Below are 25,828 nucleotides of genomic sequence, written 5' to 3'. Positions count from 1 at the left end.
ACCACATACAATTCCTATATTTGCATTTGAATCATTCGTAGATATGCGCTGGATAAAATTTGGAGTTTTAATTTTAATAATACTTTTCGGGATTTACGCCGTTTCGATGACTTTTGTTGAAGAGCGAAAAGAGTATATTGTACAATCTAAAGTCGGTTATCCGATTGATAAGGTTTTTCCGCAGTTTAACAATTTACAAAATTTTTCTCATTGGAATGACTTCTTCACGAGTGATAAAAATATAGGATTCAATTTTTTTACGCCTTATTCTGGGCAAGGATCATCGATGAAGTTTTTTAATAAAAAGAAACAAGATCAGTTTGGCGAGATGTTTATTCGGTACGAAAACCCGATGCGAACCTTGCGTTATCAACTGTTTTTGGAGGATGAATCTTATCCTTATTTAATAGACGTTAAATTTGTTGGTAAAGGAGAATCGACGGATATTATTTGGAAAATCCAAACGCCAAAACAACCTTTGTTGAAGCGTTCGATTAACCTAATGACCGAAGGTGTTTTCGTTGATAAAATCGATAAAAGCATTAAACATTTGACTATGATTTTAGGAAATAAAGTTGATAAAGAAAACATGATTGCGTCTATTAAATACGATAGCATTATGGTCGAAAATCAGGAAAGTGCTTTGTTATTGGGCGTTAACGTAAGTACTTCTAACAAAAAAGATGCGCTTATTAAGAATATTGTGATTAACCATAACAAAGTCGTGAATTTTGTTAAACAAGATTTGGGTAAGAAAGATGATGAGTTCGGAAGTCCAATGTTAATCACCAATCCGAATAATTTTAAGGATAAAGAAGTGTCATATTATTATGGCGTTGCTTTACCAAAAAGAATAAGCGTTTCGGATAATAATTACACCTTCCGTACAGTTAATGGCGGGAAAACTTATGTTATTTATTATCAAGGAAGTTATGCTGGTAGGATAAAAAGCGTCCAACAACTGATGCAAAAAGCCAAAAAAGATACCATGCGATATAACGATTTACAAGAACAATTTTTAGAAGAACCCGATGCTGGATCTGACGTAAAACTAAAATTGCAACTTCCCGTTTATCGATAATTGAAGCCTTGAAAAACTGATATTTAACATATTGTTAAAAAGCAAGTTCGATTGCCACTTAATAGATAAAAATTTAGTAAATTTGTTGGCAATATTTGATAATTTTTATAAACAGATAATCTGTAATAATGGATAAATTTTCGTTTCTAAATGCCGCACATGCTCAGTTGATTGACGACATGTACGAGCAGTACCTGAAATACCCAGATTCTTTAGAACCATCTTGGAAAGCTTTTTTTCAAGGTTTTGACTTTGCAAGAGAATATTATGGTGATGATGATAGCTATGCTGACGCGTCTCCAGTGGTACAATATGCACAGCAAAGTGTTAGCAATGGTCAAGCTTCGGAAGATATTAGTAAAGAATTCAAAGTTCTTAACCTAATCGAAGCCTACAGAACACGTGGACATCTTTTCACTAAAACCAATCCAGTTAGAGAAAGAAGACACTTTGTGCCAACTTTGGATATTGAAAATTTTGAATTGTCACAAGCTGACCTTTCTAAAAAATTCAATTCTGCAACAACAACTGGGATGTCTGGTCCAGCGACTTTGGCTGACATTATCAAGCATCTTGAAGAGATCTATTGCGACTCTATCGGTGTAGAATATATGCACATTAACGATGTTGATGAAAAGCAATTTATCAGAGAGTGGGTTAGCGTTAACGAAAATCATCCGAAGTTATCTGCGGAAGAAAAAACTGAAATCCTTTTCAAACTTAACCAAGCGGTTGCTTTTGAAAATTATTTACATACAAAATTTGTTGGTCAAAAGCGTTTCTCGTTAGAAGGTGGAGAATCTTTGATTCCTGCACTTGATCAATTAATTACAAGATCGTCTCAACTTGGTGTTGACGAGGTTGTATTAGGGATGGCGCACAGAGGTCGTCTTAATGTTTTGACTAATATTTTCCAAAAATCATACAAAGAAATCTTCTCTGAGTTTGAAGGAAAAGAATTCGAAGAAGACGTGTTTTCTGGAGACGTTAAATACCATTTAGGTTCTTCTAAAACTATTACAACAGCAAGCGGCGAAGAAGTGATTATTAATTTAACACCAAACCCTTCGCATTTAGAGACTGTAGCAGCTTTGGTAGAAGGTATTTGCCGTGCAAAAGTTGATCACAAATACAAAGATTATAACAAAGTATTGCCAATCATCATCCATGGTGATGGTGCGATTGCTGGACAAGGTATCGTGTACGAAGTTGCACAAATGATGACTTTGGACGGATACAAAACTGGTGGTACAGTACATATTGTTGTTAACAACCAAGTGTCATTTACGACCAATTATTTAGATGCGAGATCATCGATCTATTCTACAGATATTGCAAAAGTAACGCAATCTCCAGTGATGCATGTTAATGCTGACGATGTGGAGGCTGTTGTACATGCAATTCGTTTTGCTGCGGACTTCCGTGCAAGATTCGGAAAAGATGTGTATATCGATCTTTTAGGTTATAGAAAATATGGTCACAACGAAGGTGACGAACCAAGATTTACGCAACCAAATCTTTACAAGAGCATTTCTAAACATCCTAATCCAAGAGAAATCTACAAGCAAAAGTTGATTCAGGAAAACATTGTTTCTGACGAAGTTCTTAAAACAATGGAGCAAGATTTCAAAAAGTTGTTGGATGAAAATTTTGATGCTTCTAAAGAGATTACGCGTAATGCAATGACACCTTTTATGGCCGAAGATTGGGTAGATTTTCCAATGGCGCCAAAAGGTTCGCTTCTTAAAGATTTTGATACTAAATATGATTTAGCGAAACTTAAAGAATTAGCTATTAAAATTTCAACACTTCCGGCTGATAAAAAATTCTTGAACAAAATCACAAGATTGTTTGAAAACCGTATCAAAATGGTAGATAACGATTCTTTGGATTGGGCAATGGGAGAGTTGTTGGCTTATGCAACACTTTTAACAGAGCAATTCGGAATCAGAATTTCTGGTGAAGATGTAGAAAGAGGAACTTTCTCTCACCGTCATGCTGTTATTAAAACTGAAGATACCGAGGAAGAATACACGCCGCTTAAGCATGTTTCTGACGCACAATTTGATATTTTCAATTCGCACTTGTCAGAGTACGCAGTTTTAGGATTTGACTATGGTTATGCAATGGCTTCTCCTAATACATTGACGATTTGGGAAGCACAGTTCGGTGACTTCATGAATGGTGCACAGATCATCATCGACCAATATCTAGTTGCTGCGGAGGAAAAATGGAAAATCCAAGATGGTCTAGTAATGTTACTACCTCACGGATCAGAAGGTCAAGGTGCAGAGCACTCTTCTGCAAGAATGGAAAGATTCTTGACATTATGTGCTAACGACAATATTATTGTTGCTGACATCACATCGCCAGCCAACTATTTCCACTTGTTGAGAAGACAAATGAAATTTAATTTCAGAAAACCATTGGTTGTATTTACACCAAAATCATTGTTAAGACATCCAAAAGTGGTTTCTAGTCTAGAAGATATGGCAAACGGAGAATTCCAACCAATTTTGGATGATCCAACGGCTGATCCTAACAAAGTAGAACGTCTTGTTCTCTGTACTGGTAAATTGTATTTCGATTTATTAGCGAAGAAAGAAGAAAGTGGCGACGAGTCTGTTGCTTTGGTAAGATTGGAGCAATTGTATCCACTTAACTTAGAAAAGATTGACGCTATTTTTGCTAAATATAATAAGAGAAAAGATCTTATCTGGGCACAAGAAGAACCTGAAAATATGGGAGCTTGGAGCTATATCTTGAGAAACTTTAGAGATACAGGTATCCAAGTTATTTCGCCAGTTGCTTCAGGAACACCAGCACCGGGTAGTCATAAGATGTTTGAAAGAAATCAAACTGCGATTATCAACAAAGTATTTAACTGTGATGACGCACCAAGCAATAGACCAGTAACAGCTTAATATTAAAAACTAACGATATTCCCAGAGTTTAACTCTGTTTAAAACAAAAAAATTACTCCTATGTCAATATTAGAAATGAAAGTCCCTTCACCGGGAGAATCTATCACAGAAGTTGAAATTGCAACTTGGTTAGTTAAAGATGGCGATTATGTTGAGAAAGATCAACCGATCGCAGAAGTAGATTCGGACAAAGCGACGCTTGAACTTCCTGCTGAAGAAAGTGGTATTATCACTCTAAAAGCTGAAGAAGGTGATGTGGTACAAGTAGGACAAGTGGTTTGTCTTATCGATATGAGTGCTGCTAAACCTGAGGGAAGCGCTACTCCTGCTGCAGAGGCTCCGAAAGCTGAAGCACCGAAAGTAGAAGAGAAAAAAGAAGAACCTAAGAAAGAAGCGCCAGTTGCAGCAACTTATGCTAGCAATACACCTTCTCCTGCTGCTAAGAAAATTCTTGACGAAAAAGGAATGGAACCTGCACAAGTACAAGGTACTGGTCGCGATGGTAGAATCACAAAGGATGATGCTGTTAAAGCTGTTCCAGCAATGGGTTCTGCATCTTCAACTAATGGAAGCAGAGCGCAAACAACAACTAAATTATCTGTATTAAGAAGAAAAATCGCTGCAAGATTAGTTTCTGTTAAAAATGAAACGGCGATGTTGACAACGTTCAACGAAGTTGATATGTCAGAAATATTCAGAATCAGAAAACAATACAAAGAAGAATTCGCTGCTAAACATGGCATCGGTCTTGGTTTCATGTCTTTCTTTACAAAGGCTGTAACTAGAGCGCTTAAGTTGTATCCAGATGTTAACGCATCAATCGATGGCGATTATAAAATCAATTACGATTTCTGCGACATTTCTATCGCGGTGTCTGGACCAAAAGGTCTTATGGTACCAGTGTTGAGAAATGCAGAAGATATGACTTTAAGAAGTGTTGAAGCTAACATCAAAGATTTAGCAACTAAAGTTAGAGATGGTAAAATCACGGTTGACGAGATGACAGGTGGTACATTTACGGTAACTAATGGAGGTACTTTTGGATCGATGATGTCAACACCCATTATCAACCCTCCTCAATCTGCAATTTTGGGTATGCACAACATTATCCAAAGACCAGTTGCTATTGATGGTCAGGTAGTGATTCGTCCGATGATGTATGTTGCAATGTCTTACGATCACCGTATTATCGATGGTAAAGAGTCTGTAGGATTCCTAGTTGCTGTTAAAGAAGCTATCGACAATCCAGTAGAATTCTTAATGGGTGGCGACGAGAGAAAAGCGCTAGAACTTTAATATCAAACTTTAGATATACAGAATCCCGCCCATTTCGGCGGGATTTTTGTATTATAGCATTTATATACTTAAGCCATGGTTTCAAAAACGACTTCTCAGATTCAAGTTACGGTTCATACAGAATATGATTTCAAGAACAGTTTTCCGTTGGATAATCGTTTCACGTTTCGTTATTACATTATTATCGAAAATATAGGTCAAGAAACCGTGCAACTTCTTAGCCGAAAGTGGCAAATTTATGATTTAGGTTATGGTCAGTCAAAAGTCGAAGGAGAAGGCGTTATTGGCTTGCAACCAGTCATTGAAGCAGGACAAACATTTAAGTATTTTTCGAATGTGGTTTTGTCCTCAGGGATGGGTAATATGAAGGGTCAGTATCTTTTTCTAAATGTCAACACCAATGAAAAATTTGAGGTGGAAATCCCTAAGTTTAGTTTGGTTTCAGAAGTTTTGAGTAACTAAAGTTGCTTAATGTTTTTTAGGAAATAACCGTTGATTTCGTCATTTCTTGTCAGCATCAGACGTTCAAAGCCTAGCAAAGAAATTTTAGCGCAGACTTCTGCATCATCGCCTGCTCTGTGATGATTAAAGCTTATATGATGATGATCCGCTAGACTTCGAAGACCGTAAGTTTTTAAGTTTTTCCAAGATTTTTTCGCTAAAGAAATACTACACAAATAATTGATTTTCGGTTTAAAAAAACCATAATAATCAAGGCAACTTCTCAGTACACTAGCATCGAAAGACGCATTATGAGCAATCATCAAATTGCCATACATTAATTCTTCAGCCTCGTGCCAGATATCTTCAAAAACAGGCGCGTCAGCAACATCGTCTGGCGATATGCCATGCACTTCGATATTTTTTGGATGGAAGTAAGGGAAACTTGGCGGTTTTATTAACCAAGTTTTCGTTGTGACAATTTCACCATTTTCTACCACACAGATTCCCATTTCGCAAGCAGAATTCCGTTCGTGTGTAGCTGTTTCAAAATCTATTGCAACAAAATCCATTTTTATCTTTTTTAAACAAAAAACCTAATACAATTTAACCTAAATTCTGAGGGAAGCAAATCACTGTCGGTTTGTCTGATTTTTTAAAAAATCTGAAAGACAAAAACTATCAACCAACAACCACATTAGCTTTACTTCAAAAAGTGTTTAAAAATAAGCCATTTAGTTTGATAATAATCTTTAATTTGATGTTTTTGACGACGTTTTAATGTTTCACCAAATTGTCCATAAAATCCAAAATGTGATCTGACAATTGCCCAAGTATGCGAAAATCCATCTTTAAACATCATGTAAATCCCCGCAATGCCATCCAAACAAAGACGGAAAAAGATTAAATATAATTTGTTAGACGGAAGATTCTTCAACATCATGCTTAGATTATTTCTGAAGTTGAGGTAAGTCTTTTGCGGATTTTGTTTTTTTAAAGTTCCGCCGCCAACATGGTAAACCGTCGATTGTCCACAATAATAGATTTTGCGACCATCATTTTTTAAACGCCAACAAAGATCGATTTCTTCTTGATGTGCAAAAAATCGTTCGTCAAATCCTTTTTCATTCCAGAAATCTTTAGCTCGGATAAATAAAGCACAACCCGAAGCCCAAAATATTTCAGCAATATCATTGTATTGGCCTTTGTCTTCTTCAATAGTTTCAAATTCGCGACCACGACAATACGGGTAACCAAGATTGTCGATCAATCCACCGCCAGCACCAGCAAATTCAAATTTATTTCTATTATTAAAATCTAAAATCTTTGGCTGAATAGCCGCAATAGATTCATCTTTTTTAAATAAATCTAAAATCGGTTCTGTCCAGTTTTCTGTAACTTCAACATCAGAATTAAGAAGACAGTAGATGTCGGCACAAATCTCTTTTAGACCTTCATTATATCCACCAGCAAATCCAAAGTTTTCTTTGTTTAAGATTTGCTTTACTTGAGGATAATTCTCAGCAATCCAAGCCACAGAATCATCTGTCGACGCATTGTCAATGACGTAGATTTCAGCTTGCTGACTGTATTTAATTAAAGTTGGTAAGAATTTTTCTAGCCATGATTTTCCGTTCCAGTTAAGGATTGCAATTGCTAATCTCATGGGTTTGCTTCGTATTGTTTAATAGAATCTTGATATTTCCAACGTCTGTGCGACCAAAGCCAATTATCAGGACGTTTTTGGATGGTGTTTTCTAACAATTTATGGAATTTTCTCACCACTTCATATTGCTCAAATTTTTCACCATCAGGATCAATTCTGTAATAATTAACTTGATAAAAACCGCGTTTCACCTTTTTCATATCGCAATAGATAAAGGCTAAATTTAATTTTTGTGATAATCTGTCATAACCGATAAAAGCTGGTGTTGGCTGATTTAGAAATTTTAAACCATAAGTCACATGCGAGAAATGTGGTGTTTGATCTGCAACAAACATGTAGATCGAATTACCATCGTTAGGACTTTTCAAGATCTGTTTAATCACTTCATTGGCTTCGAGAGATTTGTTGTTAAAACGATTTCTCACGAATTTAATTTTCTCTTCCCAAAATTTACTATTCATTTTTCGATAAACGGGATGGCAATTTTCTTGCGGAACCATTGTCGCCAAAGCATTGAACCATTCCCAGTTGAAAACGTGTCCCGAAAGTAAAATAATATTTTTGCCTTCAGCTTGTATTTCTGAAAACAAATCGCGGTTAAGATGCTGAACGCGAACTTTTAGCTCGGTTTCAGAAATTGTAAATGCTTTTAACATTTCCACAATATAATCGCAGAAATTGATGAAAAATTGTTTTTGAATGCTCACCAATTCTTCGTGAGTTTTGTCTGGAAAAGAATGTTTAAGATTGTCATAAACTACTTGTTTTCTGTAGCCAACGATGTGATAATTGAGAAATGACATCACATCCGAGAAAGCATACAAAACCCGTAAAGGCAGTTTTGATAACAATAATAATATGCTGAATAATATTTGGTTCAAAATTTGTAAAAAAGAATAACGACAAAGTTAAGGAAAAGCTATCGATTTATTCTTTAGTTTTGTAAATGTAAAGCGATTAAAATACTGAAATTATGCGAAAAGTAAAAAGGCTAGTGCTTGGCGTTGGTGTGTTGTTGTTAGGAAGCACAATTTTCAAAGCGCAAACTACTGACACAGCAAAAGCTGCGATATCTCAAGATGCAGCGGCAAAAAAGAAAGCAGCTGACGAGGAAAAAGCACGTCTCAAAAAACCTTACGATCCAAAGGCGGATGCAGCAAAAGATATAAAAGCTTTGATGGCAATTGCAAAGAAAGAAAATAAAAATATTATTCTACAAGCTGGTGGTAACTGGTGTATTTGGTGTTTGAGGTTCAACGATTTTGTTGAGAAAACACCTGAGTTGAAGTCAATTGTTGATGACAATTATTTGTATTATCACCTCAATTATTCGCCAGATAATAAAAATGAAAAGGTCTTTGCAGCGTACGGAAATCCTGGTGACAAATACGGTTATCCGGTTTTCATAGTTTTAGATAAAAACGGAAAAATGATTCATGTACAAGATAGTTCAGTTTTAGAAGCTGATAAAGGTTATGGATTGGAGAAAGTCAAAGAGTTTTTCAATAGTTGGAAACCGAAAAGTTAGATACAAAGCCAAGATTTTTCTTGGCTTTTTGTTTAATTAAATAAAATCAAGATTAAAATCATATCGATTTAAAATTTTGATAACGTGATAATTAGTATTTTTAAGTCATGCAAGATTTTCAAGCCAAACCATATTATAAAGATTCAGAACATTTCAAAACCTTTTGGAGTAAAGGCAATGGGAAGTTACTTCAAGAATGGAGTGGAGCAGAATTGTCTTTCAAAGATTGGGATAAATTTGCGCCTTATTTTTATCAATGTGACGAAGTTGGCGATCAAGTTGTAAAAGATGTTTATTTTAAATCTTCTTTTGCTGAAGCAACATCGACCATAAAAAACTACATTGAGAATGGTGTTGATTTTAAGGATCCCGAAATTGCAGACAGTCTAAAAGTTTTATTTAAACAAACACAAAATATCCCTGATTGGCTTGATTGGAATCTTGTCGAAAAAGGCTCGGAATTGTGTCAAATTGCTGGGATAAATGCCTTAATAATTCTTCGCGATTATGTGTTAATGGGCGGCTACGATTATGCCTATCTCAACAAACCTCTTATTTTGACAGGTGCACTAAAGAAAGGTGCAGTCAAAAGATTGGCAGACACACTTAATTTTTGGGTGAATGTGACTCGAAAAGATGCTCTGCAAGTTCATAAAAAAGGTTACGGATTTTGTATTACAACGCGATTGATTCATTCGTATTCTCGTTTGATGATTTTAGAAAAAACCAAAAATTGGGATACAAAAAACTGGGGACTTCCGATTAATTCTTGGGATATGATGGCGACCTATATTGGATTTTCCTTGATGTTTTTGCAAGGATTACAAAAATTGGAAGTACAAATTACCGATGAAGATGAAGCTGGCTTATTTCATCTTTGGAAGTACATTGGTTATCTCATCGGGATTCCGGATGATATTTTACCTAATGATAAAAAAGAAGCGGTAGAATTTTTGTATATGTGGACGGCAACACAACCAGCTTCGGATGAGGATTCTAAGCATTTAGCAAAATCTTTATTGGACGAAAATCTAGAAACGCCAACACTCAAATATCAGTTCCAAAGAAGAAATCTTCGTTATTTGCACGTCGGACTCAATTGGTTTTTGTTGGATGATGAGACTAACAAGCGCCTCGGAATTGAAAAGGTTAAGTTTCCTTATGCTTTTGCAAAATTTTTAAAATTGAGAAATCGATTATTTTTCCGTTTTGCAAGTCGCGAAAAGCAAATACAAGTTGGCGCAAGCGCACAAGAAAAAGTCCTGGCGGATTATTTGAGAACCGCTCCGGGAAATATTCATCAGTAAATTGCTATAGCAATTTCTTGATCCAATTCAATTTTTTATCAGAATATGGTGGATATTTAAGGTTAGTTTCTCCCCAAGTTGCCTTTTTTAAAACAGATTTTTGATGCGTAAAAGTTTCAAAACCATATTTTCCGTGGTAATTCCCAATTCCAGAATTACCAACGCCACCAAATGCTAGGTTGTCATTGGTTAAATGCATGACGACATCGTTGATGCAGCCACCACCGAAAGAGATCTCGCTCGTAAATTTTTCGATTTCATTTGAATTATCGCTGAAAAGGTAAGCTGATAAAGGTTTTTCGTGATTTCGTATTTGATCCAAAGCTTTATCAAAATTATCGTATAGCAAAATCGGAAGAATCGGTCCAAAAATTTCTTCTTGCATAATTCTGTCATCCCAATTTATCGGATACAAAAGCGTCGGTGGGATGTAGAGTTTATCTAAATCTGTTGTTCCACCGAAAATTATTTTTGTTTCATCAATCAGATTTTGAAGTCTATTAAAATGTTTTTCGTTGATGATTTTTGTAAAATGAGAACTGTTCGGTTGATAATCGTTTTCTTGAACTTGGTTTTTTAATATTTCAATAAACTTGTCTGCTACTTTTTTATCAACTAAAATATAATCTGGTGCCACGCAGGTTTGACCTGCATTTAAAAATTTTCCCCAAATAATGCGTTTTGCAGCAACTTCTAAGTTAGCATTTTCGGTAACCAAAGCTGGACTTTTTCCACCCAATTCTAAAGTTACCGGCGTTAGATTCTTTGCTGCAGCTTCGTAAACGATTTTTCCAACTTGTGGACTTCCCGTGAAAAATATCTTGTCAAATTTTAGTTTTAAAAGTTCTGTTGTTTCTGCAACGCCGCCTATTTCTACGTGTAAAACTCGCTCATCAAAATTTTTATTGAATAAATTCGCCATTAATTTCATGGTGTTTTCTGCAACTTCGCTCGGTTTCAGAATACAAGTATTTCCTGCTGCAATGGCAGAAATCATCGGACAAATGGAAAGTTGATAAGGATAATTCCAAGCGCCAATCACCAAGCTGCAACCCAAAGGATCTTGATAAATTTTTGAGGAACCAGGTAGATTCGGTAAGTTTGTTCTTACTGATTTCGGTTTCATCAAGTTTTTTAGATTCTTCAAATAATAATTAATTTCACCGTAAATAATCGATAATTCAGTTGTGTAAGTATCAAATTGCGATTTCCCAAAATCCTTGTCAATCGCTTCGTAGAAACGATTTTCGTTAGCAGAAATAACTTGTTTCAGTGTTTTTAATTGTGTTTTTCTAAAGTCTAAACTTTTGGTAGCTTGACTATTAAAAAACGCACGTTGATTTTCTAGAATCGTTTGGATAGACATTTTAAGTGATATTTTACGAATATAAAAATAAGGAAATAAGTCTTGCTTTTTGTAGCTTTTAATTATATTTATTGAAAATAGAAATCACTTTATGAACTTCACTGGGAAAACGGTTTTAATAACGGGTGGCGCTTCGGGTATCGGAAAAATTATGGGTAGAAAAGTCCTTGAAAGAGGTGCTAAAACCTTGATAATTTGGGACATCAATGACGCGGGAATTGAAGCTGTGAAACAAGAGTTTTCTTCTTTAAAAGGAAAAATTATAGCTTATAAAGTTGATGTTTCTAATGTCGAAAACTTGCTTGATATTTCTTCCCAAACCAAACGAGACGTTGATGCAGTCGACGTGTTGATCAATAATGCGGGAATTGTGGTTGGAAAATTTTTTCACGAACATTCGCATGAGAATATTTCTAAAACGATGGCGATAAATGCCGATGCGATTATGCATATTACTTTAGAATTTCTTCCCGAAATGATGCTACGCAATGCTGGCTCTATTTGTAATATTTGCTCGTCGGCTGGTCTTATTTCGAACCCGAAAATGTCTGTTTATGCGGCCTCCAAATGGGCGGCTCTTGGCTGGAGCGACAGTCTTCGACTGGAAATGGAAGCACTGAAAAAGAATATTTCTGTGACCACCGTTATGCCTTTCTACATTAATACAGGAATGTTTGATGGTGTGAAATCTAAACTATTGCCGATTCTTGACCCAGAAAAAACTTCAGAAAAAATTATTCGCGCCATCGAAAAGCAAACCAAAATGTTGGCAATGCCGCTGCCATATTGGTTTATCCGACTAGGTCAAGGGATTTTGCCTTTATCCATTTTTGATTGGACGATGCGCAATATTTTCGGGATTTATGACACGATGAAAGATTTTAAAGGAAGAAACTAAAGGAGAAACTAAGTCAGTTTTTACAGAAATGTGATCTAAGGTTTGAGAATTTACAAATTCTGAATTATTTTTTATCCGTAATTTTTTACATAAAAGTGTGGCTAGTTCCTGGTCAAAGTGATGCAACTTTTATTACTAACGGCATTCAGCTTTTTGTTGTTGAATTTCTAATGATTCATTCTGGCGTTTTTCTGTCAGTTTTTGCAAGAAGTAAAAAATTCATTCTTATTGCTTTATTGTATGGATTTATGATTTATGGCTTAGCAAAATCTTTTCATAACAACTATTATTTTTACTTTTATTTGCTGATTGTCATGAACCGAATGCGTGCTGGTTTTGCAGGAAGCAATCCTTTGTTTTTCATTAGAAATATTGCTTATTCGATTGCAGGTGCTATTTTCTTTTTGATTGCGGGAATCAGCATGGCAATTTTGGAAAAGTGGATTCCGCAATTTGGATTGACAGAAGCTTACCTTAATACATCAGGTTTTAGATGGCAAAATGCCAAAACTGGCGGAATGCTCGTTGATAAACCGCAAACGGTTATGTATTTTTGGATGGTTTATTTCTCGCTTTGGATTTGGTTTGAGTTTTATATCCGAGATAAATTGAAAGATTATAAAGGTGGAATAACCTCCTTTTCATTTAAAACGAAGAAATTTTAATTTCAATAAAAAATATTTCTCACACCAATTTTTGCAGGTTTATAAAGCAAAATGATAATTGTAGTTGCAAGAGCAATCCAGAATAAAATTGTGAAGATTTCCATGTTTGAAAGCAAAAGTGCTTGCGCAGAAATCTTAGATTTAAAACCACCAATCGTTAGACTGACCGCATCATTATAAGTTAATTTGCTAAGATTCGCGTTAAAATTATTATTCCATAAACTGCTAAAAATTGGGTTGGTTGGCGAAAAATTCGTAGTCAAAGAATCGGTGTGTTTTAAACTTAAATACAAAATAGCATTTGGCATAATTGAATATCCAATTGCAGTCGTCCAAAACCTAACTGTTGTACCCATTACAGCGCCATTGGAAACTAAATTTGGAGGAAGTCCCGTGATGATGTACATAACAAGCGGCGTAAACAAAAGTCCTTGTCCAATGCCTTGTAAAAACAAAGGTGGCGCAATCGTCCATAGAGTTGTGTCAGGATAAAATTCGTAAGTAAACCAAGCACAATCGATGGCTAAAATTGCAAATCCAGAAGCGAAAATCGTTTTTGAAGAAACTGCGCGCATCAACAAAATTCCAGAAATTAAAATACCCAAAATTGTTTCTCCAACATTGAAATATTGAATATTATTGATGTATTCCCAAGGCCATTTCCAAACGTTTGCCATAATGCTGTACACATTGTTAAGACCTGCACGTATAACATAAAATATGAAAAATAACAAAACTCCGACTAAAATATGGACGTAACAAAAGGCTTCTAAATGGAAAATCGGTCTTTTGCTGTATTTCGGTTTTAAAATAAAAAAAACCGACCAAATCATAAATAGGAAGAGACAAAACACAATTTGATTGGATTCTAACAACATCAATCTTTTTCCATAAATAATGGCGTAAGCGCCAGATTGTAAACTCAACCAAAGTAAAAGACAACTCACATGGTCCAATTGATATAACGGAATTCTCGCAAAAAATCTATTGCTATTAAATATTGAAAACGCTACAATCAGCACAAAAATGTGGAAGTAAACAATCATTAAAACCATGTGTTGAAAATTGTAATTTTCGATGCTGGTTTTTAGTAAACTTGTTGTAATCGTGCCACCAGTCAACATTATGGCGTAAAGAAAAAGATAAGCGACGATTCTGGCATGTTTGGTTTTTAGTTCGGCGGTGATTAATGGTAAAAAAATAGCGCCTTCCAAAACTCCAAAAATTCCTTCCAAAAATCGCATTACCAAAATCACGTGATAGTTGTTGGTTACCGAGACGACATATAATATAATGATAGAAACCGATGACATCAACAAAATGTAATATTTGACACTGAAATAGGCTAGATATCTTGGTAAAACCAACAGTGTAACCACGATTTTACCGTACATCAACATCAAAAGATATTGCAAATCGTCTGAATCTACATCCAAAAATGATGATGTAAAAGCGCTGTTGGAATGAAACAAGGACATCAGCATCAAATGCGGAAACATCGCCATAATTAGCAACGGAAGTTTCAACCATTGCGGAACCCATTTTTGATATATTGTATTGTGTGACAAGGATTTATGTTTTGAGATTTGAGATACGAGATTCGAGTTTCCGGGTTCGAGGTTTAATGTTAAAGGTTTAAAAGTTTAAGGTTTAAAGCCAAAAACCCAAAACCATCAACCATCAACCAACAAACAATCATTATTCATTTTTCTTTGCGCTTACCAAAACATTCATTCCAGAAAGGAGTTTGTCGTTGTTTTGATTGTTTTCAAGAATAATTTTTACGGGAAAACGCTGTTCTATTTTTACGAAATTTCCAGTCGCATTGTCAGGTTTTACCAAAGAAAACTGTGAACCCGAAGCAGGTGAAATGCTTTCTATTTTTCCTTTAAATTCAATGTTCGGGAATGCGTCGGCGGTTATTGTAACCTCTTTATTTTGGTCGATTTCTCCTAATTGCGTTTCTTTAAAATTGGCGATAATCCATTTTTCTTTAGAAACAATTTGCACTAAAGCCTGACCTTCTTTTATCAATTGCCCTTCCTGAATTGTTTTTTTGCCAACCCAACCGTCGTAAGGCGCAGTGACAACCGTATAAGAAAGAAAAAGTTTCGCATTATTAAGGCTTGCCGAACTTTGCTGAATCTGACTTTGCAATGGCGCAACTCTAGTTTGTTGTTCGTTTGCACTTGCTTTTATCGCATTTTTTTGTTGTTGCAAAGCAAGAAGATTGGCTTTCGCTTGTTCGTAAGACGCTTTTATATTTTCGCATTGTTGTTCTGTTGCGGCATTTTGCTCAAGAAGATTTTTGTAACGATTATAATCTTGCTCGGTTTTCCAAATGTCAATTTTTGCTGAAACAATTTTTGCGTCAATAATTTTTGAATTACTTTCCTTAGTATTCACGCCACTTTGCACGGTTTTTACAGTTTCGGTTGTCGCTTGTAGATTGGCCTCCGCAATGTTGACTTGGTTTTTAAATTCACGATTATCAATAATCAACAAAGTGTCGCCTTTTTTTACAAACTGCTTTTCTTTAAAATTAATTTCTTTGATAAAACTAGAAACTTTGCTGGAAACTGGGGTTATATATTGCTCGATTTGTGCATCATTTGTCGTTACATTTTTTCGACTGAAAAGATAAAAGCTCAGCATACCTGCAACGCCTGCAATAATGAGAATCCAAGCCAGAAGTGAGATGCTTTTGTTGATTCTTTTTTCTCTTTTTGTAAGTTGTTTTGTTGCCATATTTTAAAGCTTTCCGATGATGTATTGTAGTTGATAATATTTGAGTAGTCTGTTGATTTTTACCGAAATTAAATTAGATTCTGCTTCCAAATAAGCATTGTCGGCATCGATAAGTTCTGTGATTAAACTTAATTTGTTAGCGTATTTTGTTTTCACAATTCTGTAATTTTCCTTAGCTTGGGCAATTGCTTCCTGTACGATATTTACTTTTTGCTCGGTTTCTTCATATTTTTTATATGCCTGAAAAACCTCGTGTTTAAGTTGCTCTTCTTTTTCCTCCAATTCCAGATTTGCCAAGTCGATATGCTGTTTGGCTTCCTGCATTTTGTATTTATTTTTATACAAATTTTCGATAGGATAGGTGAGGGTTACGCCCAACATGCCGAGTCTGTATGCATAAGGTTCTGGCGGAAAAAACATCATATTTGGATATTTTAACCAATATTCGCCGCCCATTGTGATGTTCGGGAGATAATTGCCTTTCACAATTTTTTTGTCGATTTCTGCCAAACGAATATTGTTTTTAGAAACCTCAATACTTTCATTTTCCGTGATGGCTTGGGAATTCAGATCTTCCAAATACGGTATTTTTACTTGTTCTGAAACCAATTCCGTGGTTTCTACATGCAATTCCTGATTGTCGGGCAAGGATAAAAGTGTTTTGAGTTGATGTTCCGCAATCTGAATATCGTTATCCAATTCTGTCCAAGACATTTTGTGGTTAGAAAGTTGCAAAGACGTTCTCAGAACTTCATTGTAAGTCACCACGCCGTTTTTTTTTTTTTAGGATTTTTGTTTCCTTAATATTGGCGCTGTCTTCTTTCATTTTTTGTTGAATTAAAGACTGTTGCTCTTTCAAATGATGAATTTGTAGAAACGCAGTAATGATTTGCATTTTCAATACTCGCTCATCGATTTGTGTTTTTAGCTTTGAATTTTCTGTATTAATTTTTGCCTTTTTTTCGTTATTTTTTAATTTCCCACCAAGATAAAGCGGAATGGAAGACGATAATGTGAAATCATACATGCCATTAATTGCATCATATTCTGTGGATTTATCGAAGATTCCGTTTTGATATTGGTGCAAATTGCTCACTTGTGTGTAATTGGTATGGAACCCAATATTGGGCAATTTTTCCTTTTTTAAATCTTTTTCTTTAGTTTCAGAAATCGATTTTTTTTAATGACTAATTTGTACAGTTTTATTGTTATTAAGTCCTATTTCTAAAGCTTCCTTCAAAGAAATTTGATTGTATTTTTGAGCTTTTATGTTTAAATTTAAAAGAATTAAGACCAAAATTAAAAGTTGATATTTTCTGATGTGAAATATCATTTTCATAATTTTATAAATGTATTTTTAGGGATTATTATTTTGATGCCACAAAGTTACGACGCAAAGTATGTGACCGACTTTGTGAAAAATGATAATGATTTACGCATTTACGCCAAATTGATACTTTTACTAAATTTATAAAATTGGAAAAAGTCATTACGATGAGCTTGAAAAAGTGGATGCAAACTTTCATGTTTACCATCTTTTAACGGGAAATGTAGAAACGAAAAAACATTCTCATCTTTCTGCGCAGTTGATTTACGCCGAAGGCGGAATTATTCACATTTTTACGGAAGAGAAGCATTGGTATTTGCCTGCGCGCTGTTTTATGTGGATTCCGGCGGGATTTCCGCATTACATTCTGCCTTATAGCTCAAAGGTGAGTTTATTTAATTTTTATTTTAAACCAGAAAAAAGAAGAAGATGATTTTTTCTCGGAAGTTAATATTTATTCCGTGAGTTTTCTTATGCGCGAAATGATTCTTTTTACCAAAAACTGCAGCGGAAAGGCGACAGAAGCCGATTAACAGAAATATTTTTTTCTAAAAGCCATGAAGTATATTTTGCCAACAAGTCGGGATCGTAAGTTGGCTTTTCCTGTGCAACATCCTTTCCCGAAATACGAAATGCTTTTAAGAATTGCAAAATTCTTGAACACCAATTTAGATAAAAATCTTGGCTTAGAAGAAGTCGCGAAGAATTTTGGTGTGAGTAGTCGAACCTTATCCAGAAAATTTAAAGAACAATTGGGAATGAATTATGTGCGTTTTCTTCGTGCCTTGCGTATTACAAAATCTTTAGAATTAATGGGAGAGGAGAAGTACAATATGTATGAAATTGCGATGCTGGTTGGTTACAATTCTTTATCGTCTTTCAGTAATATTTTCAAGCGTGTGACGGGCATTTCGCCAACGGATTATCAACAGCGGTTGAAATCAAAATAACCTGAGTTCGCGATAAGAAAATTAACGTCAGTTTGAGTGGTTTTCGAAGAAAACTGTATCGAAAACAAGTGAATTTTCTTATCATTAAAGCTTCTCGATACAAAAACTTTCAGATTTTTACCGGAAGTGACGGACTCGTATAAATAAAAGTACTTTATCCCAAACTGACGTAAAATAACAAAAAAACCTCCGAAGTCGGAGGTTTTATATTTATTAAAGAAAAAATATTAAGCTTCTTCAGCTGGAGTTTCTTCTTCTTTTTTAGGAGCTGGAGCAGCTTTAGGAGCAGCTTCAACAGGAGCATCAGATACAACGTCGAATTCGTAGTTGTACTCAACATTTCTGTGAAGTCTGATAAGCGCTTCGAACTTACCTGTTCTTTTGATAGTGTTACCAGGGATTTTGATGTATTTTTTATCTACTTCAACACCTGCTTTAGCCAAAGCTTCAGAAAGGTTAATGTTGTTGATAGAACCAAACAATTTGTCTCCTGTACCAACTTTCGCAGCGATAGTAGTCGTTGTTTTTTTCAATTTGTCAACGATAGCGTTAGCAGCAGCGATTAATTTTGCTTCTTCTTCTTTTCTAGCTTCTAGAGTTTCTGCAAGGATAGCTTTGTTTTTAGGCGTTGCTAATACTGCGATACCTTGAGGCATTAGGAAGTTACGAGCGTAACCTGGTTTTACGTTTACTGTATCGAACTCAAGTCCTAAGTTTTCAACGTCTTTTTTAAGGATAATTTCCATGTTGTTGTCTTGTTTAGATTTTAGAGGAAAGAAGAAAGAGCAAAGAAAAAAGATTTAAGTCTTTCATCTCTTATCTTTTGTCTTTTATCTAAAACAGTTAGAATTAATTATTTATTCAGCAACTAAAAATAGCTATAAGCTTTAGGTATAATACTTAAAGCTTATAGCGTTTTGCTTTTTGTCTTATTTTAAAAGGTCTGCTACGTAAGGCATCAAAGCTAAATGTCTAGCTCTTTTGATAGCTGCAGATACTTTTCTTTGATATTTAAGAGAAGTTCCTGTGTAACGTCTTGGTAAGATTTTACCTTGCTCGTTCACGAATTGTAATAAGAAATCAGCATCTTTATAATCTACATGCTTAATTCCGAATTTTTTGAATCTACAATATTTCTTTTCAGATTTTGTATTGATATCAAGTGGTGTTAAGAATTTTACTTCAGATTCTCCACCAGCAGAGGCTTGTTTAGCCATATCATCTATTGCCATGTCTTTTTTGTTTTAGGGATTAATAATTAAGCTTTAGCAGCTTTAACTTTAGCTCTTCTAGTTACAGCGTAGTCAACAGCGTGCTTGTCCAATTTAGTTGTTAAATAACGGATAACTCTTTCGTCACGTTTGAAAGCTAATTCTAACTCAGCTACAACGTCACCTTCACCTTTAAATTCGATTAAAGTGTAGAATCCATTCTTTTTCAATTGGATAGGGTAAGCTAATTTCTTAAGACCCCATTTTTCTTTAGCAACGATTTCACAACCTTTTTCTTTTAAAAGGCCTTCAAATTTTTGCACTGCTTCCTCCACCTGCGCATCAGATAGAACGGGAGTTAAAATGAAAACAGTTTCGTAATTGTTCATAATGATTAATTAATTGGTTAATTATTTCGAGTTGCAAAGATATAATTATTTTTTAAAATAGAAAGTATTAAATGAAAAAAGCTGCTTCATTTCTGAAGCAGCTCTTGTAAAGTTAAATTATAATTGATTATTTTTTGATAACCTTAATAGTTTCAGAACCGTTATCTGTTTCAACAACTACTACGTAAGCTCCAGGTGTCATTCTTGACATATTAACTTCGTTAGCTGTTGTTTTTGCAGCTTGGTTAGTTACTAATTTACCATTCATATCAAATACCTTGATAGATTTAGCATTAGAAGCACTTGTAACTTTTAATACATCTACAACTGGGTTAGGGAATACCTGAACTTTTGCTTTGTTAATATCGCTAACTGCTAATGTTCCAACTTTAACGCTATAGTCTTCGTATTCTCCAAATTTGTCTAAATCATTCATACAAGGGTCTTCAGAAGCTGGGTTGGTACTACCTGCTGCTAGAACTTGAACGCGCATTCTGTAAGTACCAGCAGCTGTTGTAGCTGGGATTGTGATGTCGCCAGTTGTTACGACGCCTGTTCCTCCATCACCAATTTCTCCTAAGTACTCACTTGCTTCAAATACACCGTTGTTGTTATAATCGATCCAAGCAGATACTCTTTCGTACCAACCATCTCCTACAGTTACCGACATAGGGTAAGTTTGACCAGCCATCACATTTGCAGGTGCTACTGAAGAAGTATAATCACTGTATCCGTCTGTTCCACAAGCTGAGTTGTTATTGATACCAGCAAACGTTACATTTGTGATAAGATCACCATCTTCACAGTTAAGTGCTACTTCACAATAAGTTACTGGCGGCGTAGAAGAGTTAACTTTTAATGTATAGTCTTCAGCTTGACCAAAAGATGTTCCTACAACACAAGGATCAACGTATGGATTTGCGCCATAAGTTTTCTTAATTCTTAACCTTGTTTCACCTGTTGCAGCATCAGCTGGTACTGGGATGCTTACAGATACAGTTTTGCCATCCAATCCAGTTGAAGCTTCTAGAATGCCTTCTACAACGTAAGTTTCAGCGGTTGGATCAAAAGTTCCATCTTGATTCCAGTCAGCAAAAACAACGAATCTGTTTTTATAATTACCTCCCGTATTACCTTCAAGAGTCATTGTGTAAGATTCTCCTTTAGTAATTGTTGCAACTTTATCAAGGAATGTTTCGTGTGCAGGTGCTGTTGTTGCAGCTGAAGTTGCATTTGTTAAATCAGCAAAAGTTACTTTAGTAATAGGTTCAACATAACCAAAAGCAAGTGGACCGCAATATGGCTCGTATGGACTAGGGCCTGTTGTTAATTTGTAAGAAGGACAACTTGCAGCACTTGTACCATCAGTGTTTACTCCTACAACTTTCCAATAATATGTTGTGCTATATTGTGTGTTAGTAATATTAACGGCTGTATTAGTTGTATTGCCTAGTTTTGTTAAAGATGCAGCATCTGTTCCCCAATATACATCATATGATACTGGCGTACCTCCTGTTGTAGGAGCTGCCCAAGATAATGGTGTTGTTCCTCCAGGAACTCCTGTTGCACCGTCTGCTGGTGTTACGTTCGTAATACATCCAGGTGGATTTGTATCTAAAGTTTTGAATGAAAACTCTGTACATCCAGTAGCTGATCCGATAGTGTTTTTAGGTACAACTTTCCAATAATACGTAGTTAAAGGACTTAGTCCAGCAGCAGTTGTTGATGTAGAAGTATAGTTGCCTAATAATGTTGTTGGGTTAGGAGATGTTCCTAAGTATACATCGTAGCTACTAGCAGTACCTCCAGTTGTAGGCGCTGTCCAAGATAAGGTTGGGGCAGGATTAACGCCCACAGCTTGATTTCCATTTGCTGGAGCAGTTAGAGTTGCACAGCCAGGTGCTTCTGTCTGCGCTGCAGAACTAGTTACCATGAAATCATCTATCGCAAATCCAAATTGATCATCTGATACACATTGAATTGCAATATATACATTTTGACCAGCGTATTGGCTTAAGTCATACGTGTATTTGTGCCACGTAATGTCAGCAGGGGAAGATACTTCGTTAGGTGTGATAGCTGTAAAATTACTTACTGCAGTACCTGTTGTTGAAATATGTACTTTGAATTTTTCATTACCATATTGACCATCACACGATTTTCCCCAGAAGCTAAGTTCTAGAGTGCCATTGTTTAATTGGATTTGTGGTGAGATCATCCAGTCGTTATTTTTTGGAGTGACTGATGCAAATGCCGCCATCATTTTATTACCTGTTCTAGCGGTCCAATCTGAAGTAGCACCTGGTGTTATTGGAGGTGTTGTGGTTGTGGAGTTGAAAACTTGGAAGGACTTTTTTGCTCCTGAGTTCGCAAATTGGATTCCTTGGAAGCCGTATGTTGCAGACTGATCCACATCTGTAAGGGTCCAACTTCCGACATTTGCAATTGCGAAGTCGGTGTAACTTTCGAAACTGTCTTGGAAAAGTACCGTTTGCGCGGATGCGCTCACGCCCAATGCTACAAAGCATGATAGTAAAACTTTTTTCATAATAATTTATTTTTTGATTTTGAGATTTTCAAATATATTAAAAAAAAATTAAAATGCAAATTTGATATGAAAAAAATAATATTTATGATTGTTTGGTGATTTTATTTTAAATTTATTAATGAATCTATATTGTATTAATTGTTAATTAAACTAATTGATAAAATTCGTTATTTTACATTTTAATAGATTTTTAATTTATATTAAAGTTATTTAGTAGGTAAATTATTTATTGTTTTATTAGTATGTTATTTTATTTTTCATAAAAAATGACCAACAGAATATGCTGGTCTTTTCCCTTAATTATTTTAGTTTATTATTTTTTGATAATGTTAGTGGTTTCGATACCGTCTTCAGATTTTATGTTCACTGTGTATGTGCCAGTTTGTAATTTAGAAAGATTAATTTCTTTTTTACTTGCATTGACATCTATGCTGTAAACTAATTTTCCAGTAAATTCAAAATCTTGATATTTTCAATTTTCGATGCTGAGTTTATTGTTACTACGTCCTTAACAGGATTTGGATAGATAACTGACTTGTTTTTTTGTAAATCGCTAACCGCTAAATTACCTACATTAACAGTGTAGTCTTCCGCTTGCCCAAATCGTGCGTTTGCACAAGGGTCGCTTAATGCTCCAAGATCTGTTGCATTATCATTAAATATTTTTTTAACACGCATTTTTTTATTACCCAACAATGCCGATGCAGGTACAGTGATAGATTGACTTACAAATTTTTCGTCTTCTCCGTTTGAGTCGGTTAGCGGGTTATCTATTAAATATACTTCGCCTGCATCATTGAAACTGCCGTTTTGGTTCTAGTCAAAATATACTGCGAATTTTGCTTTGTAAGGACCATTTGTATTTCCAAATAATTTAATATCATAAGATTGTCCTTTGTTAACATGAGCAATTTTATCAACGAATGTTTCGTGGGCATTGTTTTGTCCAATCTCCGCAGGTGAAGTGTTAGACAGGTCAGTCAACTCCACTTTTGTAATTGGTTCGACAGCATTTATTTGTGTTCCGAAAATTTCAAAACCAAATTAAAGTGGACCGCAATACGGGTTAAATGGACTATCTTCTGTTTTGAAGGATTGTACAGTACATCCAGCCGCTTCTCCTGCATCGTTAACAGGTCTAATGGTCCAATAATACGTTTTTTTATATTCTAAATTACTTAGAGTGATGCTAGTTCCTGGTGTATAGCCAATAAATTGCAGGTCGTTTGCCGAATTTCCTAAATGGAAATTGTAAGCACTTACATTTTGAGTGGATGGAGGAGCTTCCCAACTAAATTGATTATTATAAGTAGTACATTTTGTTGGTTGTTGGTTGGCGTTAAAAGATTTACATAAGTAGGTAAAATCGGTGGTACAAAATCATTAACAAATTTTATGTTGTCAATTGCTAAAACGTACATGTTGTTAGAGGTGTTAATAAATGCAAAACGAATACTTTTTTTACCAAGATAAGGTGTAAGATCCGTATATCGCGTTGTCCAGCTAGCATTTTCTGCAAATTTACTGAATAGTTCAACGGTGAAGTGTGCGATGGTGTTGCCTCTATTTGGCGCAAGCATTACTTTGTAACCATCTGGGAACTGCGGATCTTCAGCTTTAGCTTGTCATACTAATGATGGATTGCTTCCAGAAATTGCTACACTTGGCGAGATTAGCCAATCCTTAGAGCTGTTCGCTGGGTCATATCAAGATGTGCTCATCGCAGCATTATTGACTACTGGTTCTTGAAATTCTCCATCTGGACCTGATCTGTCATACACGGTACACGCGTTAATGAAGGAAACATGTTGAGCAGGTACGTTGCCATCAGCGTCAATTACCGTCCAAGCACCAATTCCAGAGCCGTTGCCATCAAAATTTTATTGAAAAATATGAATGTAGCTTAGTAGTGGAAGAGTGCAAAAGTCTAGCTTAAGTAAATTTTTTGTTATATTATTTAAAATTGTTTTGTTTTGGTTTTAAAACTATGAAAAAAAATTACAATTTTGTAATGTAAAAGTTAAAATAATTTCAATGATATCTATTGTGATTTAAAATCTCTTATTAATGCTGTTGTTTTGACTTTTATTTCCTATGTATAGTTTATTTAAGAATAAAATTAATCATTAATGTGGTTTTTACTTCTTAAATCTTTCAAGAAACTGATTTTTAGTTCTTCATATAAAGAGTGACGACTTACCAAAATCGATGCAATAGAAGACATCATACCTGCCAACATCAAATAAAATATCAAAGAATGGCGATCGGTCATTTCCAAAACAATAATAGCAGCAGTAAAGGGTGCTCGTGTTATTCCAGTTAAAAATGCAACCATCCCTGCAAGGATAACGACATTGGTCTCGTGCGGAGATAGATGAATTAAACCAGAAATTACCGATCCTACACTTGCTCCCGCAGAAAGTGCTGGTGCAAAAATTCCACCTGCGCCACCAGATGTGAAAGCTAATGCAGGACCAATCATCCTAAGAAGAGGGACGTACCATTCTTCGTGTTTGTTGTCAGTAAATAGGACGCGTTCCATAATTTCTTTCCCAGATCCTAAAATTTCACGATTAATAAAATAAGCAATACTCGCAATAATCAAGGCGCTAATAACTAGAAAAATGATATTAGAAACGTCGGTTTTTAATCTTTTTTTCCAAGCACTTATTTTTAACATAATCACAGAGAGTTGACTAGCAAAAATTCCTGAAATACACGCTACCAATATCACAGGGAAAATAACACTCAATGATATGTTGCTTGTTTTTGGATAACCTAAATACAAATATGAACCAGCTAAGGTTTGAGCGGTTAGACCTGCTATAATTACAGCTGTGAATAAAGCTGTTTTAAAATAGTTGATGTGCGTCTTTGTCAACTCTTCAACTGCAAATACAATTCCGCCCAAAGGTGTGTTGAATGCTGCTGCAAGACCTGCTGCTGCGCCAGTCATAATCATGTTTTTTTTAGAAATTTTCGGATACCAAGAAGGAAGATATTCATTAACTTTTCTAAAAATAGAACCAGCAATTTGGATGGTCGGACCTTCGCGCCCGATGGCGCCACCACCAATGACTAATACGACGGATGAGATAATTTTTAATATTAAAATTTTAATGCTTAACAAGTGTTTGATCTTGTTGTGCTCTTTAGGATTTGCCATTTCGACTGCAGCCATAACTTGCGGAATTCCAGATCCTTTGGAATAGGGCGCAAATGCTTTAACCAGCCACCATGACAATACAAAACCGATTGGTGCGATAATAAAAATCATCCAGTCATGCCAGTTCATGATGAGTTCGAGAAGTTTTTCGCCCCACGCAAAAATTTTGGCATACATCACTGCGAAAAATCCCGTAATAACCGATCCAATCCAAAAAGGAATTGCCTGCAAAAGATTATTTTTTAGTTGTTCGTTGCGGATGTTGTCGAAAGAACGTTTTAACATGAGGCGAAGGGTGTTAAGCATCTTTTTCATGT

Annotated in this window: 25 protein-coding genes and 1 pseudogene; 10 read left to right on the top strand and 16 right to left on the bottom strand. The window is 35.3% G+C overall.

Annotated elements, in window-relative coordinates; all coding sequences use genetic code 11:
- Positions 1-43 precede the first annotated feature (43 nt).
- From AC23MB_RS07160 to apaG, 4 genes are all read left to right on the top strand, one after another.
- On the top strand, positions 44-1,081 hold the full coding sequence (locus AC23MB_RS07160; RefSeq protein ID WP_312323599.1) for an SRPBCC family protein: 1,038 nt from the start codon (positions 44-46) through the stop codon (positions 1,079-1,081).
- Positions 1,082-1,209: 128 nt separating this feature from the next.
- Positions 1,210-4,005: a 2-oxoglutarate dehydrogenase E1 component gene (locus AC23MB_RS07155; RefSeq protein WP_487786872.1), complete on the top strand. Its 2,796-nt coding sequence runs from the start codon at positions 1,210-1,212 to the stop codon at positions 4,003-4,005.
- A gap of 60 nt (positions 4,006-4,065) precedes the next feature.
- A complete protein-coding gene (gene odhB / locus AC23MB_RS07150; protein WP_487786871.1) occupies positions 4,066-5,301 on the top strand; it encodes a 2-oxoglutarate dehydrogenase complex dihydrolipoyllysine-residue succinyltransferase in 1,236 nt (411 codons plus the stop codon).
- Between the two features lie 75 nt (positions 5,302-5,376).
- Complete coding sequence (gene apaG / locus AC23MB_RS07145; RefSeq protein WP_487786870.1) at positions 5,377-5,763, top strand: Co2+/Mg2+ efflux protein ApaG; 387 nt, start codon at positions 5,377-5,379, stop codon at positions 5,761-5,763.
- Here apaG and AC23MB_RS07140 read toward each other — a convergent pair.
- The 3 genes from AC23MB_RS07140 to AC23MB_RS07130 all read right to left on the bottom strand — a co-directional run bounded on the left by AC23MB_RS07140 (position 5,760) and on the right by AC23MB_RS07130 (position 8,292).
- On the bottom strand, positions 5,760-6,314 hold the full coding sequence (locus tag AC23MB_RS07140; protein ID WP_419309164.1) for an exonuclease domain-containing protein: 555 nt from the start codon (positions 6,312-6,314) through the stop codon (positions 5,760-5,762). The two genes, apaG and AC23MB_RS07140, sit on opposite strands and share 4 nt — an antisense overlap.
- 131 nt (positions 6,315-6,445) lie before the next feature.
- A complete protein-coding gene (locus AC23MB_RS07135) occupies positions 6,446-7,408 on the bottom strand; it encodes a glycosyltransferase family 2 protein (RefSeq protein WP_487786869.1) in 963 nt (320 codons plus the stop codon).
- Positions 7,405-8,292 (bottom strand): lysophospholipid acyltransferase family protein, encoded by an 888-nt coding sequence (locus tag AC23MB_RS07130; protein WP_313030797.1) that lies wholly within the window; start codon positions 8,290-8,292, stop codon positions 7,405-7,407. The genes AC23MB_RS07135 and AC23MB_RS07130 overlap by 4 nt, the downstream gene beginning before the upstream one ends.
- Positions 8,293-8,381: 89 nt before the next feature.
- Here AC23MB_RS07130 and AC23MB_RS07125 point away from each other — a divergent pair, with 89 nt between their 5' ends.
- Both AC23MB_RS07125 and AC23MB_RS07120 read left to right on the top strand, forming a co-directional pair.
- A complete protein-coding gene (locus tag AC23MB_RS07125; RefSeq protein ID WP_487786868.1) occupies positions 8,382-8,936 on the top strand; it encodes a thioredoxin family protein in 555 nt (184 codons plus the stop codon).
- 107 nt (positions 8,937-9,043) lie between these two features.
- A complete protein-coding gene (locus AC23MB_RS07120) occupies positions 9,044-10,243 on the top strand; it encodes an oxygenase MpaB family protein (RefSeq protein ID WP_487786867.1) in 1,200 nt (399 codons plus the stop codon).
- Between the two features lie 4 nt (positions 10,244-10,247).
- On the opposite strand, the gene AC23MB_RS07115 is transcribed toward AC23MB_RS07120, so the two are convergent.
- Positions 10,248-11,609, bottom strand: a complete 1,362-nt coding sequence (locus tag AC23MB_RS07115) for an aldehyde dehydrogenase (protein ID WP_487786866.1) — start codon at positions 11,607-11,609, stop codon at positions 10,248-10,250.
- 91 nt (positions 11,610-11,700) lie between these two features.
- Here AC23MB_RS07115 and AC23MB_RS07110 point away from each other — a divergent pair, with 91 nt between their 5' ends.
- Entirely contained in the window at positions 11,701-12,507 is an 807-nt protein-coding gene (locus AC23MB_RS07110) for an SDR family NAD(P)-dependent oxidoreductase (protein WP_409506830.1), read from the top strand.
- Between the two features lie 95 nt (positions 12,508-12,602).
- A complete protein-coding gene (locus tag AC23MB_RS07105; protein WP_487786865.1) occupies positions 12,603-13,172 on the top strand; it encodes a hypothetical protein in 570 nt (189 codons plus the stop codon).
- A 2-nt stretch (positions 13,173-13,174) separates the two neighbouring features.
- On the opposite strand, the gene AC23MB_RS07100 is transcribed toward AC23MB_RS07105, so the two are convergent.
- From AC23MB_RS07100 to AC23MB_RS07085, 4 genes are all read right to left on the bottom strand, one after another.
- Complete coding sequence (locus AC23MB_RS07100; protein ID WP_487786864.1) at positions 13,175-14,740, bottom strand: hypothetical protein; 1,566 nt, start codon at positions 14,738-14,740, stop codon at positions 13,175-13,177.
- Between the two features lie 130 nt (positions 14,741-14,870).
- Complete coding sequence (locus tag AC23MB_RS07095) at positions 14,871-15,920, bottom strand: HlyD family secretion protein (RefSeq protein ID WP_487786863.1); 1,050 nt, start codon at positions 15,918-15,920, stop codon at positions 14,871-14,873.
- 3 nt (positions 15,921-15,923) lie between these two features.
- Positions 15,924-16,685: a TolC family protein gene (locus tag AC23MB_RS07090; RefSeq protein ID WP_487786862.1), complete on the bottom strand. Its 762-nt coding sequence runs from the start codon at positions 16,683-16,685 to the stop codon at positions 15,924-15,926.
- Positions 16,672-16,947 carry a hypothetical protein gene (locus AC23MB_RS07085; RefSeq protein ID WP_487786861.1) on the bottom strand — a complete coding sequence of 92 codons (276 nt, stop codon included), beginning with the start codon at positions 16,945-16,947 and terminating at the stop codon, positions 16,672-16,674. The genes AC23MB_RS07090 and AC23MB_RS07085 overlap by 14 nt, the downstream gene beginning before the upstream one ends.
- 481 nt (positions 16,948-17,428) lie before the next feature.
- On the opposite strand from AC23MB_RS07085, the gene AC23MB_RS07080 reads away from it, so the two are divergent.
- Both AC23MB_RS07080 and AC23MB_RS07075 read left to right on the top strand, forming a co-directional pair.
- Entirely contained in the window at positions 17,429-17,680 is a 252-nt protein-coding gene (locus tag AC23MB_RS07080; RefSeq protein WP_487786860.1) for an AraC family ligand binding domain-containing protein, read from the top strand.
- A 124-nt stretch (positions 17,681-17,804) separates the two neighbouring features.
- The gene (locus AC23MB_RS07075) at positions 17,805-18,197 is read left to right on the top strand and encodes a helix-turn-helix domain-containing protein (protein ID WP_487786859.1); all 393 of its coding nucleotides are present in this window, start codon (positions 17,805-17,807) and stop codon (positions 18,195-18,197) included.
- A 227-nt stretch (positions 18,198-18,424) separates the two neighbouring features.
- On the opposite strand, the gene rplI is transcribed toward AC23MB_RS07075, so the two are convergent.
- From rplI to AC23MB_RS07035, 8 genes and pseudogenes are all read right to left on the bottom strand, one after another.
- The gene (gene rplI / locus AC23MB_RS07070) at positions 18,425-18,943 is read right to left on the bottom strand and encodes a 50S ribosomal protein L9 (RefSeq protein ID WP_079665856.1); all 519 of its coding nucleotides are present in this window, start codon (positions 18,941-18,943) and stop codon (positions 18,425-18,427) included.
- Between the two features lie 183 nt (positions 18,944-19,126).
- On the bottom strand, positions 19,127-19,429 hold the full coding sequence (gene rpsR, locus AC23MB_RS07065) for a 30S ribosomal protein S18 (RefSeq protein ID WP_027382072.1): 303 nt from the start codon (positions 19,427-19,429) through the stop codon (positions 19,127-19,129).
- A gap of 26 nt (positions 19,430-19,455) precedes the next feature.
- Entirely contained in the window at positions 19,456-19,797 is a 342-nt protein-coding gene (rpsF, locus tag AC23MB_RS07060; RefSeq protein ID WP_300668990.1) for a 30S ribosomal protein S6, read from the bottom strand.
- Positions 19,798-19,924: 127 nt separating this feature from the next.
- Positions 19,925-22,345: a GEVED domain-containing protein gene (locus AC23MB_RS07055; RefSeq protein WP_487786858.1), complete on the bottom strand. Its 2,421-nt coding sequence runs from the start codon at positions 22,343-22,345 to the stop codon at positions 19,925-19,927.
- A 313-nt stretch (positions 22,346-22,658) separates the two neighbouring features.
- A pseudogene (locus tag AC23MB_RS07050) lies at positions 22,659-23,149 on the bottom strand (T9SS type A sorting domain-containing protein); the annotation flags it as partial.
- Positions 23,150-23,161: 12 nt separating this feature from the next.
- Positions 23,162-23,335 carry a hypothetical protein gene (locus AC23MB_RS07045; RefSeq protein WP_487786857.1) on the bottom strand — a complete coding sequence of 58 codons (174 nt, stop codon included), beginning with the start codon at positions 23,333-23,335 and terminating at the stop codon, positions 23,162-23,164.
- 269 nt (positions 23,336-23,604) lie between these two features.
- Positions 23,605-23,925 carry a hypothetical protein gene (locus tag AC23MB_RS07040; RefSeq protein WP_313030756.1) on the bottom strand — a complete coding sequence of 107 codons (321 nt, stop codon included), beginning with the start codon at positions 23,923-23,925 and terminating at the stop codon, positions 23,605-23,607.
- A 539-nt stretch (positions 23,926-24,464) separates the two neighbouring features.
- Complete coding sequence (locus tag AC23MB_RS07035) at positions 24,465-25,826, bottom strand: chloride channel protein (protein WP_487786856.1); 1,362 nt, start codon at positions 25,824-25,826, stop codon at positions 24,465-24,467.
- Positions 25,827-25,828 lie beyond the last annotated feature (2 nt).

The organism is Soonwooa sp. T0.1_25 (assembly GCF_057652215.1).
This window is presented reverse-complemented; position numbering and strand designations above follow the sequence as displayed.

What these genes read in the sequence shown, in the direction of transcription:
- AC23MB_RS07160 (WP_312323599.1), top strand. Translation starts at nt 44, where the DNA reads ATGCGCTGGATAAAATTTGGAGTTTTAATTTTAATAATACTTTTCGGG.
- AC23MB_RS07155 (WP_487786872.1), top strand. Translation starts at nt 1,210, where the DNA reads ATGGATAAATTTTCGTTTCTAAATGCCGCACATGCTCAGTTGATTGAC.
- odhB (WP_487786871.1), top strand. Translation starts at nt 4,066, where the DNA reads ATGTCAATATTAGAAATGAAAGTCCCTTCACCGGGAGAATCTATCACA.
- apaG (WP_487786870.1), top strand. Translation starts at nt 5,377, where the DNA reads ATGGTTTCAAAAACGACTTCTCAGATTCAAGTTACGGTTCATACAGAA.
- AC23MB_RS07140 (WP_419309164.1), bottom strand. Translation starts at nt 6,314, where the DNA reads ATGGATTTTGTTGCAATAGATTTTGAAACAGCTACACACGAACGGAAT.
- AC23MB_RS07135 (WP_487786869.1), bottom strand. Translation starts at nt 7,408, where the DNA reads ATGAGATTAGCAATTGCAATCCTTAACTGGAACGGAAAATCATGGCTA.
- AC23MB_RS07125 (WP_487786868.1), top strand. Translation starts at nt 8,382, where the DNA reads ATGCGAAAAGTAAAAAGGCTAGTGCTTGGCGTTGGTGTGTTGTTGTTA.
- AC23MB_RS07120 (WP_487786867.1), top strand. Translation starts at nt 9,044, where the DNA reads ATGCAAGATTTTCAAGCCAAACCATATTATAAAGATTCAGAACATTTC.
- AC23MB_RS07115 (WP_487786866.1), bottom strand. Translation starts at nt 11,609, where the DNA reads ATGTCTATCCAAACGATTCTAGAAAATCAACGTGCGTTTTTTAATAGT.
- AC23MB_RS07110 (WP_409506830.1), top strand. Translation starts at nt 11,701, where the DNA reads ATGAACTTCACTGGGAAAACGGTTTTAATAACGGGTGGCGCTTCGGGT.
- AC23MB_RS07095 (WP_487786863.1), bottom strand. Translation starts at nt 15,920, where the DNA reads ATGGCAACAAAACAACTTACAAAAAGAGAAAAAAGAATCAACAAAAGC.
- AC23MB_RS07085 (WP_487786861.1), bottom strand. Translation starts at nt 16,947, where the DNA reads ATGTATGATTTCACATTATCGTCTTCCATTCCGCTTTATCTTGGTGGG.
- AC23MB_RS07075 (WP_487786859.1), top strand. Translation starts at nt 17,805, where the DNA reads ATGAAGTATATTTTGCCAACAAGTCGGGATCGTAAGTTGGCTTTTCCT.
- rplI (WP_079665856.1), bottom strand. Translation starts at nt 18,943, where the DNA reads ATGGAAATTATCCTTAAAAAAGACGTTGAAAACTTAGGACTTGAGTTC.
- rpsR (WP_027382072.1), bottom strand. Translation starts at nt 19,429, where the DNA reads ATGGCAATAGATGATATGGCTAAACAAGCCTCTGCTGGTGGAGAATCT.
- rpsF (WP_300668990.1), bottom strand. Translation starts at nt 19,797, where the DNA reads ATGAACAATTACGAAACTGTTTTCATTTTAACTCCCGTTCTATCTGAT.
- AC23MB_RS07055 (WP_487786858.1), bottom strand. Translation starts at nt 22,345, where the DNA reads ATGAAAAAAGTTTTACTATCATGCTTTGTAGCATTGGGCGTGAGCGCA.
- AC23MB_RS07040 (WP_313030756.1), bottom strand. Translation starts at nt 23,925, where the DNA reads ATGCTTGCGCCAAATAGAGGCAACACCATCGCACACTTCACCGTTGAA.
- AC23MB_RS07035 (WP_487786856.1), bottom strand. Translation starts at nt 25,826, where the DNA reads ATGAAAAAGATGCTTAACACCCTTCGCCTCATGTTAAAACGTTCTTTC.